Source organism: Halioglobus japonicus, assembly GCF_001983995.1.
GTDB classification, from domain to species: domain Bacteria; phylum Pseudomonadota; class Gammaproteobacteria; order Pseudomonadales; family Halieaceae; genus Halioglobus; species Halioglobus japonicus.
On sequence record NZ_CP019450.1, the window covers coordinates 1978927 to 1992385 of the forward strand.

The 13459-nt window shown below is 59.6% G+C and carries 10 protein-coding genes and 1 pseudogene; 7 read left to right on the forward strand and 4 right to left on the reverse strand.

Annotation, left to right across the window (positions count from 1 at the left end; translation table 11 throughout):
- The first annotated feature begins 8 nt into the window (after positions 1 to 8).
- Both BST95_RS09310 and BST95_RS09315 read left to right on the forward strand, forming a co-directional pair.
- Complete coding sequence (locus tag BST95_RS09310; RefSeq protein WP_276205936.1) at positions 9 to 827, forward strand: glycerophosphodiester phosphodiesterase; 819 nt, start codon at positions 9 to 11, stop codon at positions 825 to 827.
- 89 nt (positions 828 to 916) lie between these two features.
- Complete coding sequence (locus BST95_RS09315) at positions 917 to 2233, forward strand: DEAD/DEAH box helicase (RefSeq protein ID WP_084199034.1); 1317 nt, start codon at positions 917 to 919, stop codon at positions 2231 to 2233.
- Here BST95_RS09315 and BST95_RS09320 read toward each other — a convergent pair.
- From BST95_RS09320 to hexR, 4 genes are all read right to left on the reverse strand, one after another.
- A complete protein-coding gene (locus tag BST95_RS09320; protein ID WP_084199035.1) occupies positions 2230 to 4032 on the reverse strand; it encodes a long-chain-acyl-CoA synthetase in 1803 nt (600 codons plus the stop codon). The genes BST95_RS09315 and BST95_RS09320 overlap by 4 nt on opposite strands.
- A gap of 36 nt (positions 4033 to 4068) precedes the next feature.
- Complete coding sequence (locus BST95_RS09325; RefSeq protein ID WP_084199036.1) at positions 4069 to 4848, reverse strand: endonuclease/exonuclease/phosphatase family protein; 780 nt, start codon at positions 4846 to 4848, stop codon at positions 4069 to 4071.
- 123 nt (positions 4849 to 4971) lie between these two features.
- Positions 4972 to 6453: a PQQ-dependent sugar dehydrogenase gene (locus BST95_RS09330; protein ID WP_205737361.1), complete on the reverse strand. Its 1482-nt coding sequence runs from the start codon at positions 6451 to 6453 to the stop codon at positions 4972 to 4974.
- A gap of 71 nt (positions 6454 to 6524) precedes the next feature.
- Entirely contained in the window at positions 6525 to 7370 is an 846-nt protein-coding gene (hexR, locus tag BST95_RS09335) for a transcriptional regulator HexR (protein WP_066049192.1), read from the reverse strand.
- A gap of 126 nt (positions 7371 to 7496) precedes the next feature.
- Between hexR and eda the strand changes: the two genes are divergently transcribed.
- The 5 genes and pseudogenes from eda to BST95_RS09360 all read left to right on the forward strand — a co-directional run bounded on the left by eda (position 7497) and on the right by BST95_RS09360 (position 13435).
- Entirely contained in the window at positions 7497 to 8138 is a 642-nt protein-coding gene (eda, locus tag BST95_RS09340) for a bifunctional 4-hydroxy-2-oxoglutarate aldolase/2-dehydro-3-deoxy-phosphogluconate aldolase (RefSeq protein ID WP_066049195.1), read from the forward strand.
- Positions 8135 to 9157, forward strand: a complete 1023-nt coding sequence (locus BST95_RS09345) for a type I glyceraldehyde-3-phosphate dehydrogenase (protein ID WP_084199037.1) — start codon at positions 8135 to 8137, stop codon at positions 9155 to 9157. Before eda ends, BST95_RS09345 begins: the two co-directional genes overlap by 4 nt.
- Positions 9158 to 10156, forward strand: a complete 999-nt coding sequence (gene gap / locus BST95_RS09350; RefSeq protein ID WP_084199038.1) for a type I glyceraldehyde-3-phosphate dehydrogenase — start codon at positions 9158 to 9160, stop codon at positions 10154 to 10156.
- A 12-nt stretch (positions 10157 to 10168) separates the two neighbouring features.
- Positions 10169 to 12792 (forward strand): annotated as a pseudogene (gene ppc, locus BST95_RS09355) (phosphoenolpyruvate carboxylase).
- Positions 12793 to 12859: 67 nt separating this feature from the next.
- Positions 12860 to 13435: a lipid-binding SYLF domain-containing protein gene (locus tag BST95_RS09360; RefSeq protein WP_066049209.1), complete on the forward strand. Its 576-nt coding sequence runs from the start codon at positions 12860 to 12862 to the stop codon at positions 13433 to 13435.
- Positions 13436 to 13459 lie beyond the last annotated feature (24 nt).

Genomic DNA, 13459 nt, shown 5'->3' on the forward strand with positions numbered 1-13459 from the left:
CTGGAAAAATGCACTATCGTGGAGACGTTACGCTTGAAGGAGTTACTACAGAATCTGGCGATGAGCCTCGTGGACGGGCCGCATCTTTGTGGCCGCGGTCGCTGCCGGCTGAGTCTGCGCTGCGCAATTGCAAGATCATCTCCCATCGAGGTGAACACGATAATGTGCGAGTTAATGAAAATACCCTGAAGGCCTTCTCGCATGCAAGGTCTGCCGGTGTCTGGGGAATTGAGTGCGATATTCGCTGGACCCAGGACAATGTGCCCGTTATTTGTCATGACGCCGATACAGCGCGGGTATTCGGCCGCAAACTGGTGGTTGCTGCGACCCCATTTGACGAGCTGCGCCAGGCACTGCCAGAACTGCCGAGCCTCGCGGAGTTGATTGACGCCTTTGCCGGAAAGGCGCATCTCATGCTCGAAATCAAAACCTTTGATCCTGACCGGTTGGACGAGCAGCGTGCGATTCTGGAGAGCTATTTACAGCCTCTGCAGCCTGGCACTGATTATCACTTTCTGGCCCTGGATCCGGAACTGTTCGCGCTGGCGGCGTTTGCGCCAGCGAGCGCACTGCTCCCCGTTGCCGAAACCAATGTCGCGTCCTTAAGTGCCGTGAGCCTGGCGCGAGGCTATTGCGGCCTGGCGGGGCACTTCCTGTTAATGTCGAGTGCAGTGCAGCAGCGGCATGAGGCGGCCGGGCAGCGGATTGGGGTGGGCTTTCCCCGCTCGCGTAACAGCCTGTTCCGGGAACTTAACCGCGGCGTGGAGTGGATTTTCAGCAATGATGCGGTGAAATTGCAGGGCATTCTGGACCGAAATCTGCCCTGAGACGGCGGGGCCGGCTGCTATCTATTCAGGCCCCAATACAGTAAGATGCGCGCCCTCGCCGTATCCGGCATCTATCAACAAGAGAAATCATGTCATTTGAGCAATTGGGCCTGTCCCCTGCGCTGCTTCAGGCCGTTCAGGAAAAGGGCTACAGCAAACCCTCTCCCATCCAGGCACAGGCGATCCCCGCTGTACTGTCGGGCCGGGATGTTATGGCTGCGGCCCAGACCGGTACCGGCAAGACCGCGGGCTTTACGTTGCCTCTGTTACATCGCCTGCATGACACGGCGCCGGTGCACCCTCACCGCTTGCGCGCGCTGGTGCTGACCCCCACGCGGGAACTGGCTGCCCAGGTTGGCGACAGCGTTGAAACCTACGGCGCCCATCTGCCGCTGAAATCGGCAGTGGTGTTTGGCGGGGTCAAGATCAACCCCCAGATTGCCAAGTTGCGTCGCGGGATCGACATTCTGGTGGCCACGCCGGGCCGCTTGCTGGATCTGCATGGGCAGGGTGAGGTCGATTTTTCAGAGCTAGAGATTTTGGTGCTGGATGAAGCGGACCGGATGCTGGATATGGGCTTTATCCACGACATTCGCCGAATCCTGAAGTTGCTTCCCGCCAAGCGCCAAAACCTGTTGTTCTCGGCCACGTTCGCGCCGGAAATTCGCGAGCTCACCGGCAGTATTCTATCCAACCCCGTGGAAGTGGAGGTCAATCCCGCCAACGCCACGGCTGATACCGTTGAGCAGTGGATTTACCCGGTCGACAAAAAGCGCAAGAGTGCGTTGCTGCGTGAACTGGTGGAAAACCATAACTGGCAGCAGGTCCTGGTATTTACCCGCACCAAGCACGGCGCGAATCGTCTCGCGCAACAACTCGACAAGGCGGGCCTGGAAGCGGCGGCTATCCATGGCAACAAGAGCCAGGGCGCACGTACCCGTGCCCTGGAGGGCTTTAAGCGCGGTAAAGTTCGGGTACTGGTGGCCACGGATATCGCGGCCCGCGGTCTGGATATTGCCCAGCTGCCTCAGGTGGTGAATTTCGACCTACCCAATGTGCCTGAAGACTATGTTCACCGTATTGGCCGCACCGGCCGAGCTGGCGCGGCGGGCAAGGCCTACTCATTGGTCAGCGCCGATGAGATCAAACAGCTCAATGGTATCCAGCAGCTTATTCAGCGGCATATTACTCGCGAGTATGTGGATGGCTTCGAACCTGAGCACGAAGTGCCGGAGAATGCGCCGCTGCGCCGCGCCCACAAGCCAGGCAAACACGCCGGCAAGAGCAAGGGTGGACCTCAGCGGGCCGCGGGTGCAGGTGCAAGTAATGAAGGTAACCAGCGCCCTCGCAGACGCCGTCGCGCCCGCGCCGGAGGCGGCGGTCGCAATAGTGGTGGTAACCGTTAAAAGCCGCTGTTGCCCGCCTGCAGTTCTGCCAAAAACGTATCGTCCAGCGGCTCGTAGCGGCGACTACCGGTCTTGAGTACGTAGACGGCACCACCGACTTTTACAGGATCAAAACCCTGATCACGCAGCTCGCCCTTGAGCATCTTGAACGTGCCGGTCGTCTCCATGCTGGGTAGTATTCGGAGGAACAGTGGGCGCGCGTAGGCCGGCAGCTGTTCCTGTACCAGCGTAGAGAAACTTTCCAGATCCAGCTCGCCGGCGTTCTCTTCAAGCATGAGCGCGGCCATCCCCGCACGACCGTCGGTGCCCGGCACAGCCACGCCGTACACATTACAAAAGTGCACCTCGCTGTGCGCATTGAGAATTTCACCCACCTCATTGGTAGAGACGTTTTCGCCTTTCCAGCGGAACGTGTCGCCGACACGGTCGACGAATTGATAATGGGGTAAACCCATGGCAAAGCCCACATCGACGCGTTTGAGTAGATCGCCGGTGTTAAACCAGGCGTCACCCGGCTTGAACACGTCGCGCAATATTTTCGCTTCCGTCGCCTCGCGGCTGGTATAGCCCTCAAACTGGTTGGTAGCGGTGATTTTGCCCAGTGCAAGCCCGGGCTCGTCCACGTCGGCGCGAAGACAATAGCCCTGTTCGTCACGCAGTATCTCGTCGTTGTCCACGTCGTACTTAACCAGTGCATGAGGCAGGGGGATGGCGCCAATCGTACAGTCGCGATTGAACAGGTTGATCGCCGACACGTTGCCTTCGCTGGAACCGTAAAACTCCGAGACCAGATCAATCCCAAAGCGTGACTTGAACGCATGCCAGATGTCCGGGCGGAGTCCGTTGCCCATGACCGTGCGCAGCGGGGTGGCATAGTCGTCTTCCTGGGCGGGCGTCGCGAGCAGGTACCGGCAGATTTCACCGATATAGATAAAGCAGGTTGCCCCGGCTTCACGTACCTCGGGAACAAAGGCTGTCGCTGAAAATTTGCGCCGCAAGAACAGGCTCGCACCCGTCAGGAAGGCCGCCCCGGCGCCTAGAAAAAGCCCCGTACCATGGTAGAGCGGCAGGCACAGATAAATGCAGTCGTGCTCATCGCAGCGCAAGCCCACAAGACTGGAGAGACCTGCCGATAAGAGCAGCCGTTTATTGCTGACCACACTGGCTTTTGGCAGCCCAGTGGTGCCCGAGGTGAAAATGTTGAGTGCACTGTCAGCGATGGTCACATCCTCGGTTTCCGCGAGGTCGTGGGATTCGCGCGCAGCTGCCGCTTCCCCGAGGTCCACTGCCCACTCCGGGCAGGGCGTTGCGCCGTGGTCCGCCACATAGAAGCTGCTGCGCAGTGCCTCGAGGTCCTCGCCGTGGGTGAGCTGATCCAGGGGAGAAATTCGCTCCTCGCCGAAGATGCAAAAGCGCGAGCCAGTGATCGTCAGGCAGTGGGCGAGCGATTTACCACTGAGATTGTGGTTGATCAGTGATGCGCAGGCGCCCAGTTTATTGATAGCCACCAGGCAGCTGAGATACTCGATCCGGTTCTCCATGAATAGGCTGACGGTGTCGCCCCGGGCAACCCCCGCGTGCTGCAATGCCCTGGCAAACCGGTTGGCCTCACGATTGAACTCATCCCACGTGCATTCTGTGCCCTCGAAGGTGATTGCCACATGATGAGGCAGTTTTTCGGCCTGTTGCTGGACTCGCTTGGCAATACAGTCTCGTGCGGAGGCGGACCTGGGCTTAATCATGCCGGGTAGTTTGGCGAGTACCGGAACGGCCCGGGCAATGCCGACTGCGCTTCTCATCTGATCAGGCTCTCTGTCAACAGGGAAGGGGTAACCTTAGCTATCATTGTCCGCGCATGCCAGTGCAAACACACCGGCCAGCGCGGCGTGATCTGAGAGGTCGCGCCAGTGCCCGCGGCACAGGCGATCACAGCTGAGCGGCGTGATACCTCGATAGTAAATACGATCCACGGGCAGCAGGGGTGCCCAGACGGGAAAGGTGCGCGCGTGTCGGCCCTGCAACTCGGCGAATAACTCAGTCAGGTTGAGATCGTCGTGCAGGTGGTTTTCGGCCCGTCGGCGCCAGTCGTTGAAGTCTCCGGCAATAATCATCGGCTCGTCGCGCGGCACGTGTTGATCAATCCGGGCGGTCAGGGCCTGCAGTTGTTCCTTGCGCTCCTGCTCCAGCAGACCGAGGTGCACGCACAACGTATGCAGTGGCTTGGCGGCGCCAGGTATCTCGATGATGCCGTGCAGAATGCTGCGACTGGAGCGCGGAAATTTCGAGACATTGATATTTTCCCAGGCCACAAAGGGGTAGCGACTCAATATAGCGTTACCGTGATCCCCCTTGCGATAAATGGCGTTGCGGCCATAGGCATAGTGCGGCCAGGCCTGGTCAGCGAGGAATTCGAAGTGCGGTTGGTCGGGGTATGAAAACTTACGTTTCTGGGCATCCGTTTGGACGGCAGTGCCGTGAATTTCCTGCAGAAAGACGATGTCGGCCTCGGTTTCGGCAATGCGATCACGCATCGACTCCAACATGAATTTTCGGTTGCCCGTGGTATAGCCCTTGTGGATGTTATAGGTGAGCGCTTTGATCTGGATGGCGGACATTCAACAACTCAGTAATTTTCATGTGCTGCCGGCGCGCATAGCTGGCAGGCCGTCAGCAGCTCCGGCGGCAGGCCCAGGAGCAGGCTCGAGTGCGCATTGGGCAGCCAGAGGAGCATGCGGGGGCTACTGCCCGCTAACGATAAATGCAGCGAGTGCGCGTCGCTCTGTCTCGCTGAGCGGCAGTAGCGGCATAGGCGCCTGGGGTGTCACCAGGGCCCGTTCAATTGCGTCGTAGCTGACCTCGACCAGGGGCAAGGGGTTTTCGCCCTGTTCATGGCAAGTGGCACAGGCGTGCTGCTGGTAGAGCGCAGCACCTTGTCGAGCCAGTGCCTGTACATCGCTCTGCGCTACCCAGTCGGGTGTGGTCGTGTCTGCGGCAGTATTGAGCGCGTCGAGGGCATTTGGCCGCTGGGCTGGTGTATCTGTAGAGACGCGGTATATGGCACCGGCGTAATCGTCAGAGATATAAATAGCACCGTCCGGGCCCTGAATAACGTCGACCGGGCGTCCCAGTATATTGCCGTCCTGATTGAAGCCGCCGAGAAAGGTTCGTTCCTCGATACCATTGTCGCTGAAGTGCAGGGATACCACTTCATAGCCATCGGGCTCGCTGCGGTTCCAGGACCCGTGGAGTGCGACCAGGGCCACGAGGTCGAAGTCTCCGGGCCAGTCGCTGCCGTCCACAAAGCTGATACCCAGGGGGGCATTGTGGGCACGAAAGCCGTGCACGGGGGCGACAGGAAGTCGCTGCTGGGCGAGGGGATCGGGGCCCATGTCCTTGTCCGGAACGTTGTTGCCGTTGAAGTACGGCCAGCCGTAAAAATTGCCTAACTCCACCCGGTTGAGTTCACAGGGAGGAAAGTTGTCGCCGAGCATGTCCCGGCCGTTGTCGGTGGCGTACAGCGCGCCGTCAACAGGCGACCAATCGAACCCGACACTGTTGCGCAGGCCAGTGGCAAATATTTCGCCGTCACTGCCATCGGCCCTGAAGCGCATGATAGTCGCTCTGCGCGGGTCGGACTCTACGCAGATGTTGCAGGTTGAGCCCTGGGCCAGGTACAGCATGCCATCCGGCCCGAAGCGAATGGTTTTGCTCCAGTGGTTACCGTCGCCGGTGAGGCCGGTGACAACGTCTTCGTAGTGGTCCACTGTCGCGCCGGCGTTGTGGTCGAAGCGGATACGACCAATGCGCTCGCGCTCAGCGATATAGAGCCATTCACCGTCAAAGTCCATGCCCTGGGGGCGATCCAGCTCGCTGATGACGGTGCGCCGGGCGTCGCTGTAGCCGTCGCCATCGCGGTCGGGTTCGAGGAGCACAATGTCGCCGGCGTGAGGACGGCTGACCAATAGATCGCCGGCCTGGGTGAAGCGCAGGAAGCGCGCCTTGGGTAAATCGTTGGCGAAGATCTGTACCGAGAAGCCGTCAGGCAGCGTGTAGTGTTGCTGCGCGGATTGCTCATCAATACTTGCCCCGGGGCGGCCGGTGGCAACATTAAGAATCATGGAAACACTGTAATTGGCAATGTTGCCACTCATGAGCAGACTGACCCAGGCGATCGCGAGTAAGCCGACGAATACCAGAACTCCGGCGAGCAGTTTTTTCAAGGGATGAATCCTTTTGTGTTGGCCTATCCCCAGATATTAGTCCGCATCGCTGCCACAAGCGAGAGCTGGTGTTATTCGGGCTGGTTACGCGTATCGCTGAGATTGTTCTTTACGGCTGCCAGGTGCTCGCCGAATGAATCACCCAGGCGCAGGGCCAGGCAGGTTGCCAGCACGTCGATGATGACCAGCTGGGCAATACGAGAGCTCATGGGGGTGTAGAGGTCGGTGTCCTCACCACTCTCCACGCCCAGGACCAGATCGCAGGTGTTGGCCAGTGGTGAGCCTGGGGCGGTCAGGGCTAGTACGCGGGCACCAGTGCCAGCGGCCAATTGTGCCAGCTCCACCATCGCCGTGGTGCGGCCGGTGTAGGAAATGCACACCAGGCAGTCGTCGCGGGTCAGGCCTGTGGCCAGCATGCGTTGATTGATGATGTCCGTATGGGCCGATACGGGCACTGGGAAACGCAGTAATTTGTGTTGCGCATCCAGGGCCACTGAGGCCGAAGCTCCCAGTCCGCACAGGGCGATCGAGCGGGCGCTGGCCAGGGCGTCAACAGCTCGATGCAGTGACTCCAGCTGCAGATGTTGCTGCGCACTGTTGAGGCTGGCCTGGGTGTGCTCAAACACCTTTGCCACGACCTGGCCGGCTGAGTCGTCGGTGTCGATGTCTTGGGTGATGCGGGGCTGGCGTCGGGCGAGCTCGCCCGCCAGTGCCAGTTTAAAATCCGGAAAGCCCTTATATCCCAGGCCAGTGCAGAAGCGGTTTACCGTCGGTTCGCTGACGCCGGCGAGGGTGGCCAGGGTGGCGGTGCTCATGGAAACCACCGCCTGCGGGTCTCCAGTCACGCAGGCGGCCAGCTTGTGCGCAGATTTGCTGCGTTTAACCCTGGGGTCGGCGAGATCGGCCAGTAGTGTCATGGGCGTACTCCGTACAATCCATAAATATGTAATAAAAATACATTAATATACTCATAATAGCTTGAATGATGCCAAAAATGGAACTAAAGTTCATTAAATGTAATAAAATTACACGCGAGTAAGCTCATGTTAGAACAGACACTGGCCGCAAGCCGGGTTTTGCCGGTGGTAACGGCAGGTGATATCAGCGCAACGATCAATCTGGCCCGCGCGTTGCAGCGAGGTGGCATGACTGCCATAGAAATCACCCTGCGCACGCCGACGGCGCTGGACGCTATCGCCGCGGTGCAGCGTGAAGTTCCCGAATTGTTGGTCGCCGCCGGAACCGTGAATACACCTGCTGACGTCGCCAGGGTGGTCGATGCCGGGGTGACGCTGGCGCTCAGCCCCGGGGCGACCCCGGCGCTGTTGCAGGCCGCTGCTGAGGCGCCGCTGGACTTTGTACCTGGTGTCGCAAGTGCCTCTGAGATCCTGCAGGCCCAGGCCTATGGTTTTGAGTTATTCAAACTATTTCCCGCAGTCACGCTCGGGGGGTTGGGCATGTTGAAAGCCCTGGGCGGGCCTTTCCCTGAGGCCAGGTTCTGTCCCACCGGGGGGCTTAGCCCCGAGAACTTTCGCGACTTTCTGGCCCTGCCCAATGTGGTGTGTTGCGGTGGGTCGTGGATGGTCGCTTCGAGTCTGGTGGCCGGCGGCGACTGGGATGAAATTGAAAGACTGGCGCGCGAGGCCATGTCGACAGACACACAGAGATCAGGAGAAAACACATGACACAGCGTAGGCCCATCCGAGTGGGCATTATGGGGTTCGGCCAGACCGGCCGCCAGATCTATCAGCTGGCTGCTGCCAGTGACGATCTTGAGGTGGTGGCTATCGCCGATATCGGCAAACCGGAAATTCTGCACTACCTCTTGTGCTCAGAGGGGTCTGACCCCGAGCAGCATAGACTCGAGGGCAACTTTCTGGTCAATCATCGTTTCCGGGCGCGGCTAATGGAAATTGATCGCCCGGCGGAGATGCCCTGGGATATCTTCGGCGTGGACATGGTCATTGATTCCACGGGTAAGTATCGCGATCGTCGTTATATGGAAGATCATCTGGGCAATGGCACGCCGCGCGTACTCCTGCGCACGCTGCCGACCGATGGGATTGATCGCATTGTCATTCCGGGTATTAACGAGCAGAGCGCCACGGCCAACGATCGCATGATATCCGCTGGCAGCGCGACGACCAGCGCGCTGGCCCTGCTGTTTGACAGCCTTGCCGGCCACTTTGAGATCGAGTGCGGCAGCATGACTACCGTCCATGCCTTTACCTCTGATCAGGCACTGCAGGACTATGCGGGCTCGGACTTCCGCCGCAGTCGTTCTGCAGCCAAGAATATTATTCCTAACAGCCATGAGGCCGCCCTGTGGCTCGGCAACATTCTGCCTCAGTTCGACGGCAAGATACTGACCTCAGCGCTGAATGTGCCGGTTCAGGAGGGTTGTCTGCTCGACGTCAATCTGGTGCTGGGCGATGCATCCGTGGACGCCGATGCGGTCAACGAAGTTATGCGCGCTGCCGCCGCGGCAAAGCCGGGCATTATCGGCGTTGCGGAGGATCCAATTGTGTCTTCCGATGTCATCGGTAGCCCCCTCTCGTTGCTGTTCGATGCCAAGGGCACCATCAAGGCGGGCAACAACACCATTAAAACCCTGAGTTGGTATGAGAATCTCGGGCACGCCTCGCGGCTGCTGGACGTGGTCAGGCTGTATGCCACGCTCGATGCGCAGAAGGAGGCCGCGTAAATGAAAGTTGCAATTAATGGTTTTGGTCGTATTGGCCGTTCGGTATTTCGTATTCTCGAAAGCGTTGAAGGTGTCGATGTGGTCGCCATCAATGATTTGTTCGATAACGATGCGCTGCGCTATTTATTGAGTTACGACACGGTCATGGGCCCCTTCGGAAAAAACCTGGCGCTGGAGGGTGACGAATTTGTCACCGACAAGGGGCGGGTGAAACTGCTCAAGGAACGCTCGCCTGCCGACTTACCCTGGCGCGAGCTGGGTATTGATGTGGTGGTGGAGGCCACCGGCGTATTTCGCGCCCGAGAACAGCTACAGCAACACCTGGCAGCTGGCGCCAGTCGGGTTGTGCTAACAGTACCCTCGAAAGATCCCGTTGACTACACCGTGGTACTGGGTGTGAATGACGAGGGCCTTGTCCCCGAGCATCGGATCATCTCCAACGCCAGCTGTACGACGAATTGCCTGGCGCCAATGGCGCGGGTGCTCAACGATGCCTTTGGTATTGAAGAGGGCGTTATCAACACCGTACACGCGTACACCAATGACCAACGTCTGGCGGACGTGCCGCACTCAGATTGGCGCCGCAGTCGGGCCGCTGCGGAAAATATTATTCCCACGTCGACCGGTGCCGCCAAAGCTGTCGGCGAGGTATTGCCCCAGTTGCAGGGGAAACTGCACGGTATCGCTGCGCGGGTGCCGGTGCCGGACGGTTCCGTGGTTGACCTGTTTGTGAAGCTGGGTAAATCGGTGACCACCGACGAGGTCAATGCGGTGGTGCGTGAGGCGGCGCAGTCCGACCGACTCAAAGGAATTCTCCAGTACAGCGATACGCCGATCGTCTCTTCAGATATTATCGGCAACTCACACTCTTCGATTTACGATGCAGGTTTTAGCGGCGTGACCGCCGATCGCTATCTGCGAGTGCTCAACTGGTACGATAACGAGTGGGGTTACTCCTCGCGGGTGTGTGACCTGTTGGGCCGGATCAGTCACTGGTAGCAGGAACCAAACATGGAAGCAGATTACGCAAGCTTGCGCGGCAATGTCAGTTTGCTGGGAAGAATCCTGGGTGAAACCGTGGCCAGTGCAGAAGGCGAGGACTTTCTGGCGCTGATTGAGCGTATTCGCACGTTGTCTCGCGGTGCCCGCGACGGCGACGTCGATGATCGACAGTCATTACTGGAGCAGTTGCGCGGGCTGGAGGGCGAGCAACTGGTGCCGGTGGCTCGCGCTTTCGCCCAGTTTCTGAACCTGGCCAATATCGCCGATCAACAGCATATGATTTCGCGGGGCATGGACCCGCTGCTGTCAGCGTCACGGAATCTCGACAGTAACCTGCGTGAGCTTGCCACGGAGGGAGCGTCGGCTGCGGATATCGCCGCTGCGATTGCCAATCTCAATATTGAGTTAGTGCTGACCGCGCACCCTACCGAGATTACGCGGCGCACGCTTATTCATAAGCACGGAGAGATTGGGCGTTGCCTGAGCCAATTGGAGCTGGGCGGGCTGGCTGAACGCGAGCGTGAGCATCTCCACGCGCGCTTGCGCGAGCTCATCGCCCAGATATGGTACGGCGATGATTTCCGCACGGAACGCCCCAGCCCTGTCGACGAGGCCAAGTGGGGTTTCGCTGTTGTCGAAGAATCGCTGTGGTGGGCCGTCCCCGAGTTCCTGCGGCGCCTCGATACTGCGCTGCAGGAACATGGCGATTGCCAGCTGCCGCTGGATGCGGCCCGGTGTCATTCGTGTCCTGGATGGGGGGCGACCGCGACGGCAATCCCAATGTGACGGCGGCCGTGACGCGTGAAGTATTGCTGCTGAGTCGCTGGCAGGCGGTTGAGTTGTATCTGGGCGATCTCAATCGCCTGATTGAAGAGCTGTCTATGACTCGTTGCAGTGCCTCGCTACAGGCGCTGGCCGGTGGCGCCCACGAACCCTACCGGGCAGTAGTGCGCAATTTGCGCACGCTGCTGCGTCGCACTCGCGATCATATTGAAGCCCAGCTCAATGACGAGTTGCCTCCAGAGGGTGACATTCTCACCGATATCGCCCAGCTCTGGGATCCCCTTGAAGCCTGTTATCAGTCGCTGCTCGAGTGCGGTATGGAGATTATTGCCCGGGGCACGTTGCTCGATGTGTTGCGTCGGGTGCGTTGCTTTGGCGTGCACCTGGTGCGCCATGATGTACGCCAGGACAGCACCCGTCATACGGAGGTTTTATCCGAGCTGACCACGTATCTTGGTCTCGGGGACTACGCCGATTGGGATGAACCTGCGCGCCAGGCATTTTTGTTGCGCGAACTGTCCAGTCGCCGCCCGCTGGTGCCGCGCAACTGGCAGCCCAGCGCTGACGTTCAAGAAGTCCTGGACACCTGTGCCGTAGTTGCCCAACAGCCACCCGAGGCACTCGGTGCCTATGTGATTTCCATGGCCAGGCAGGCCTCGGATGTGTTGGCTGTACACCTGTTGTTACAGGATGCCGGTGTTACTTACTCGCTGCCGGTGGCGCCCCTGTTCGAAACGCTGGATGATCTTTCCCGGGCCCGTCAGGTGGTCACAACGCTACTAGATGACAGCTGGTATCGAGGGCATATTGGCGGTCAGCTGATGGTGATGATTGGTTACTCGGATTCCGCCAAGGATGCCGGGGTGCTGGCCGCATCCTGGGCGCAGTATCGCGCCCAGGAGGAACTGCTGGAGGTGTGCGGGGCTCATCAAGTGAGCCTCACGCTATTCCATGGCCGCGGCGGCACGATTGGCCGCGGCGGTGCGCCGGCGCGCGAGGCATTGCTGTCACAGCCGCCTGGTTCGTTGCGCAATGGCCTGCGAGTTACCGAGCAGGGCGAGATGATTCGCACCAAGCTTGGGTGGACGTCACTGGCGGTCAAAACACTGGCCCTCTATACCGTGGCCATTTGTCGCGCGAATCTGCAGACGCCGCCAGCACCGAGCGATGCCTGGCGAGAGATCATGGACACCTTGTCAGAGCGATCCTGCGATGCCTACCGCGCGGTGATTCGTGGTGAGCCCGAGTTTGTCCCTTATTTTCGCCATGCGACGCCGGAACAGGAGCTGGCCAAGTTGCCGCTGGGTTCACGGCCTGCCAGGCGCAAGAGCGGCGGAGGTATCGAAAGCCTGCGCGCAATTCCCTGGATTTTTGCCTGGTCACAGAACCGGCTGATGTTGCCGGCATGGCTGGGTGCGGGTGAGGCCCTGGCGATGGCGGTGGCTGATGGCGAAGGTGACCGCTTGCAGGAAATGGCCGAGCAGTGGCCTTTCTTTGCGGCCAGGTTGTCGATGCTGGAAATGGTGTTTGCCAAGAGTGAATCGGGGCTGTCGGCGTTTTATGACGACCGCCTGGTGCCGGATGAGCTCAGACCGATTGGCGAGCAGCTGCGCGCCAAGCTCGCCAGTGACACTGCGACGGTGCTGGCGCTGACCGGTGCTGAATCGCCCATGGGAGAGGATTCCTGGGAGGCGGAATCATTGCGGTTGCGCAATATTTATACAGACCCGCTGAACTTCCTGCAGGCGGAGCTGCTGCGCCGCAACCGCGAGGCGTCTCGCCCGGAACTCGAGCGTGCGATTATGGTCACAATTGCCGGTATCGCCGCAGGGATGCGCAATACGGGCTGATGTTCTTGACCCGGTCGTGTCTGCTGCTGAGAATAGCCGCTGATAGAAATACTCTGAGGAAAATTCCATGTCACAGATTGTCCGTACGCTCTGCCTGTTTGTTGCTCTTGCCCTGGTAGGGCAGGGGGCCGTGGCGCAAGACAAATACGCCAAAACGCTCTCGGCGTTCCAAGCCGCCGCAGGTACGGCGCCATTTTTTAACAATGCCTACGGCTATGCCTTGTTCCCGACCATTGGCAAAGGCGGTATTGGCATTGGCGGCGCTCACGGCGGAGGCCAGGTCTATGTGGGTGGTCGCCATGTCGGCAACACCACCATGACCCAGCTGACGATGGGTTTCCAGCTGGGTGGCCAGGCGTTTAGCCAGATCGTTTTCTTCGAAGACCAGCGCGCATACCGTGAGTTTACGACAGGCAACTTCGAGTTCAGTGCCCAGGCAACAGCCGTCGCCCTGACGGCGGGTGTGTCGGCGGAAGCGAATACCGGCGGCGGTCTGGCGGCAGGCGCCTCGGGAGGGCAGAACGATGCCTCTACCTACAATTCGGGCTATCGCAAGGGTATGGCCATCTTCACTATCGCCAAGGGCGGCTTGATGTATGAGGCCGCACTCGGCGGACAGAAATTTACTTACACCCCGCTATAGCGCGGTGTCAGGATGACGATAAGC

Excerpts from the sequence above, each read along its gene's own strand:
- BST95_RS09345 (WP_084199037.1), top strand. The coding sequence starts at position 8,135 with ATGACACAGCGTAGGCCCATCCGAGTGGGCATTATGGGGTTCGGCCAG.
- BST95_RS09310 (WP_276205936.1), top strand. The coding sequence starts at position 9 with ATGCACTATCGTGGAGACGTTACGCTTGAAGGAGTTACTACAGAATCT.
- BST95_RS09315 (WP_084199034.1), top strand. The coding sequence starts at position 917 with ATGTCATTTGAGCAATTGGGCCTGTCCCCTGCGCTGCTTCAGGCCGTT.
- BST95_RS09325 (WP_084199036.1), bottom strand. The coding sequence starts at position 4,848 with ATGTCCGCCATCCAGATCAAAGCGCTCACCTATAACATCCACAAGGGC.
- BST95_RS09320 (WP_084199035.1), bottom strand. The coding sequence starts at position 4,032 with ATGAGAAGCGCAGTCGGCATTGCCCGGGCCGTTCCGGTACTCGCCAAA.
- eda (WP_066049195.1), top strand. The coding sequence starts at position 7,497 with ATGTTAGAACAGACACTGGCCGCAAGCCGGGTTTTGCCGGTGGTAACG.
- gap (WP_084199038.1), top strand. The coding sequence starts at position 9,158 with ATGAAAGTTGCAATTAATGGTTTTGGTCGTATTGGCCGTTCGGTATTT.
- BST95_RS09360 (WP_066049209.1), top strand. The coding sequence starts at position 12,860 with ATGTCACAGATTGTCCGTACGCTCTGCCTGTTTGTTGCTCTTGCCCTG.
- hexR (WP_066049192.1), bottom strand. The coding sequence starts at position 7,370 with ATGACACTACTGGCCGATCTCGCCGACCCCAGGGTTAAACGCAGCAAA.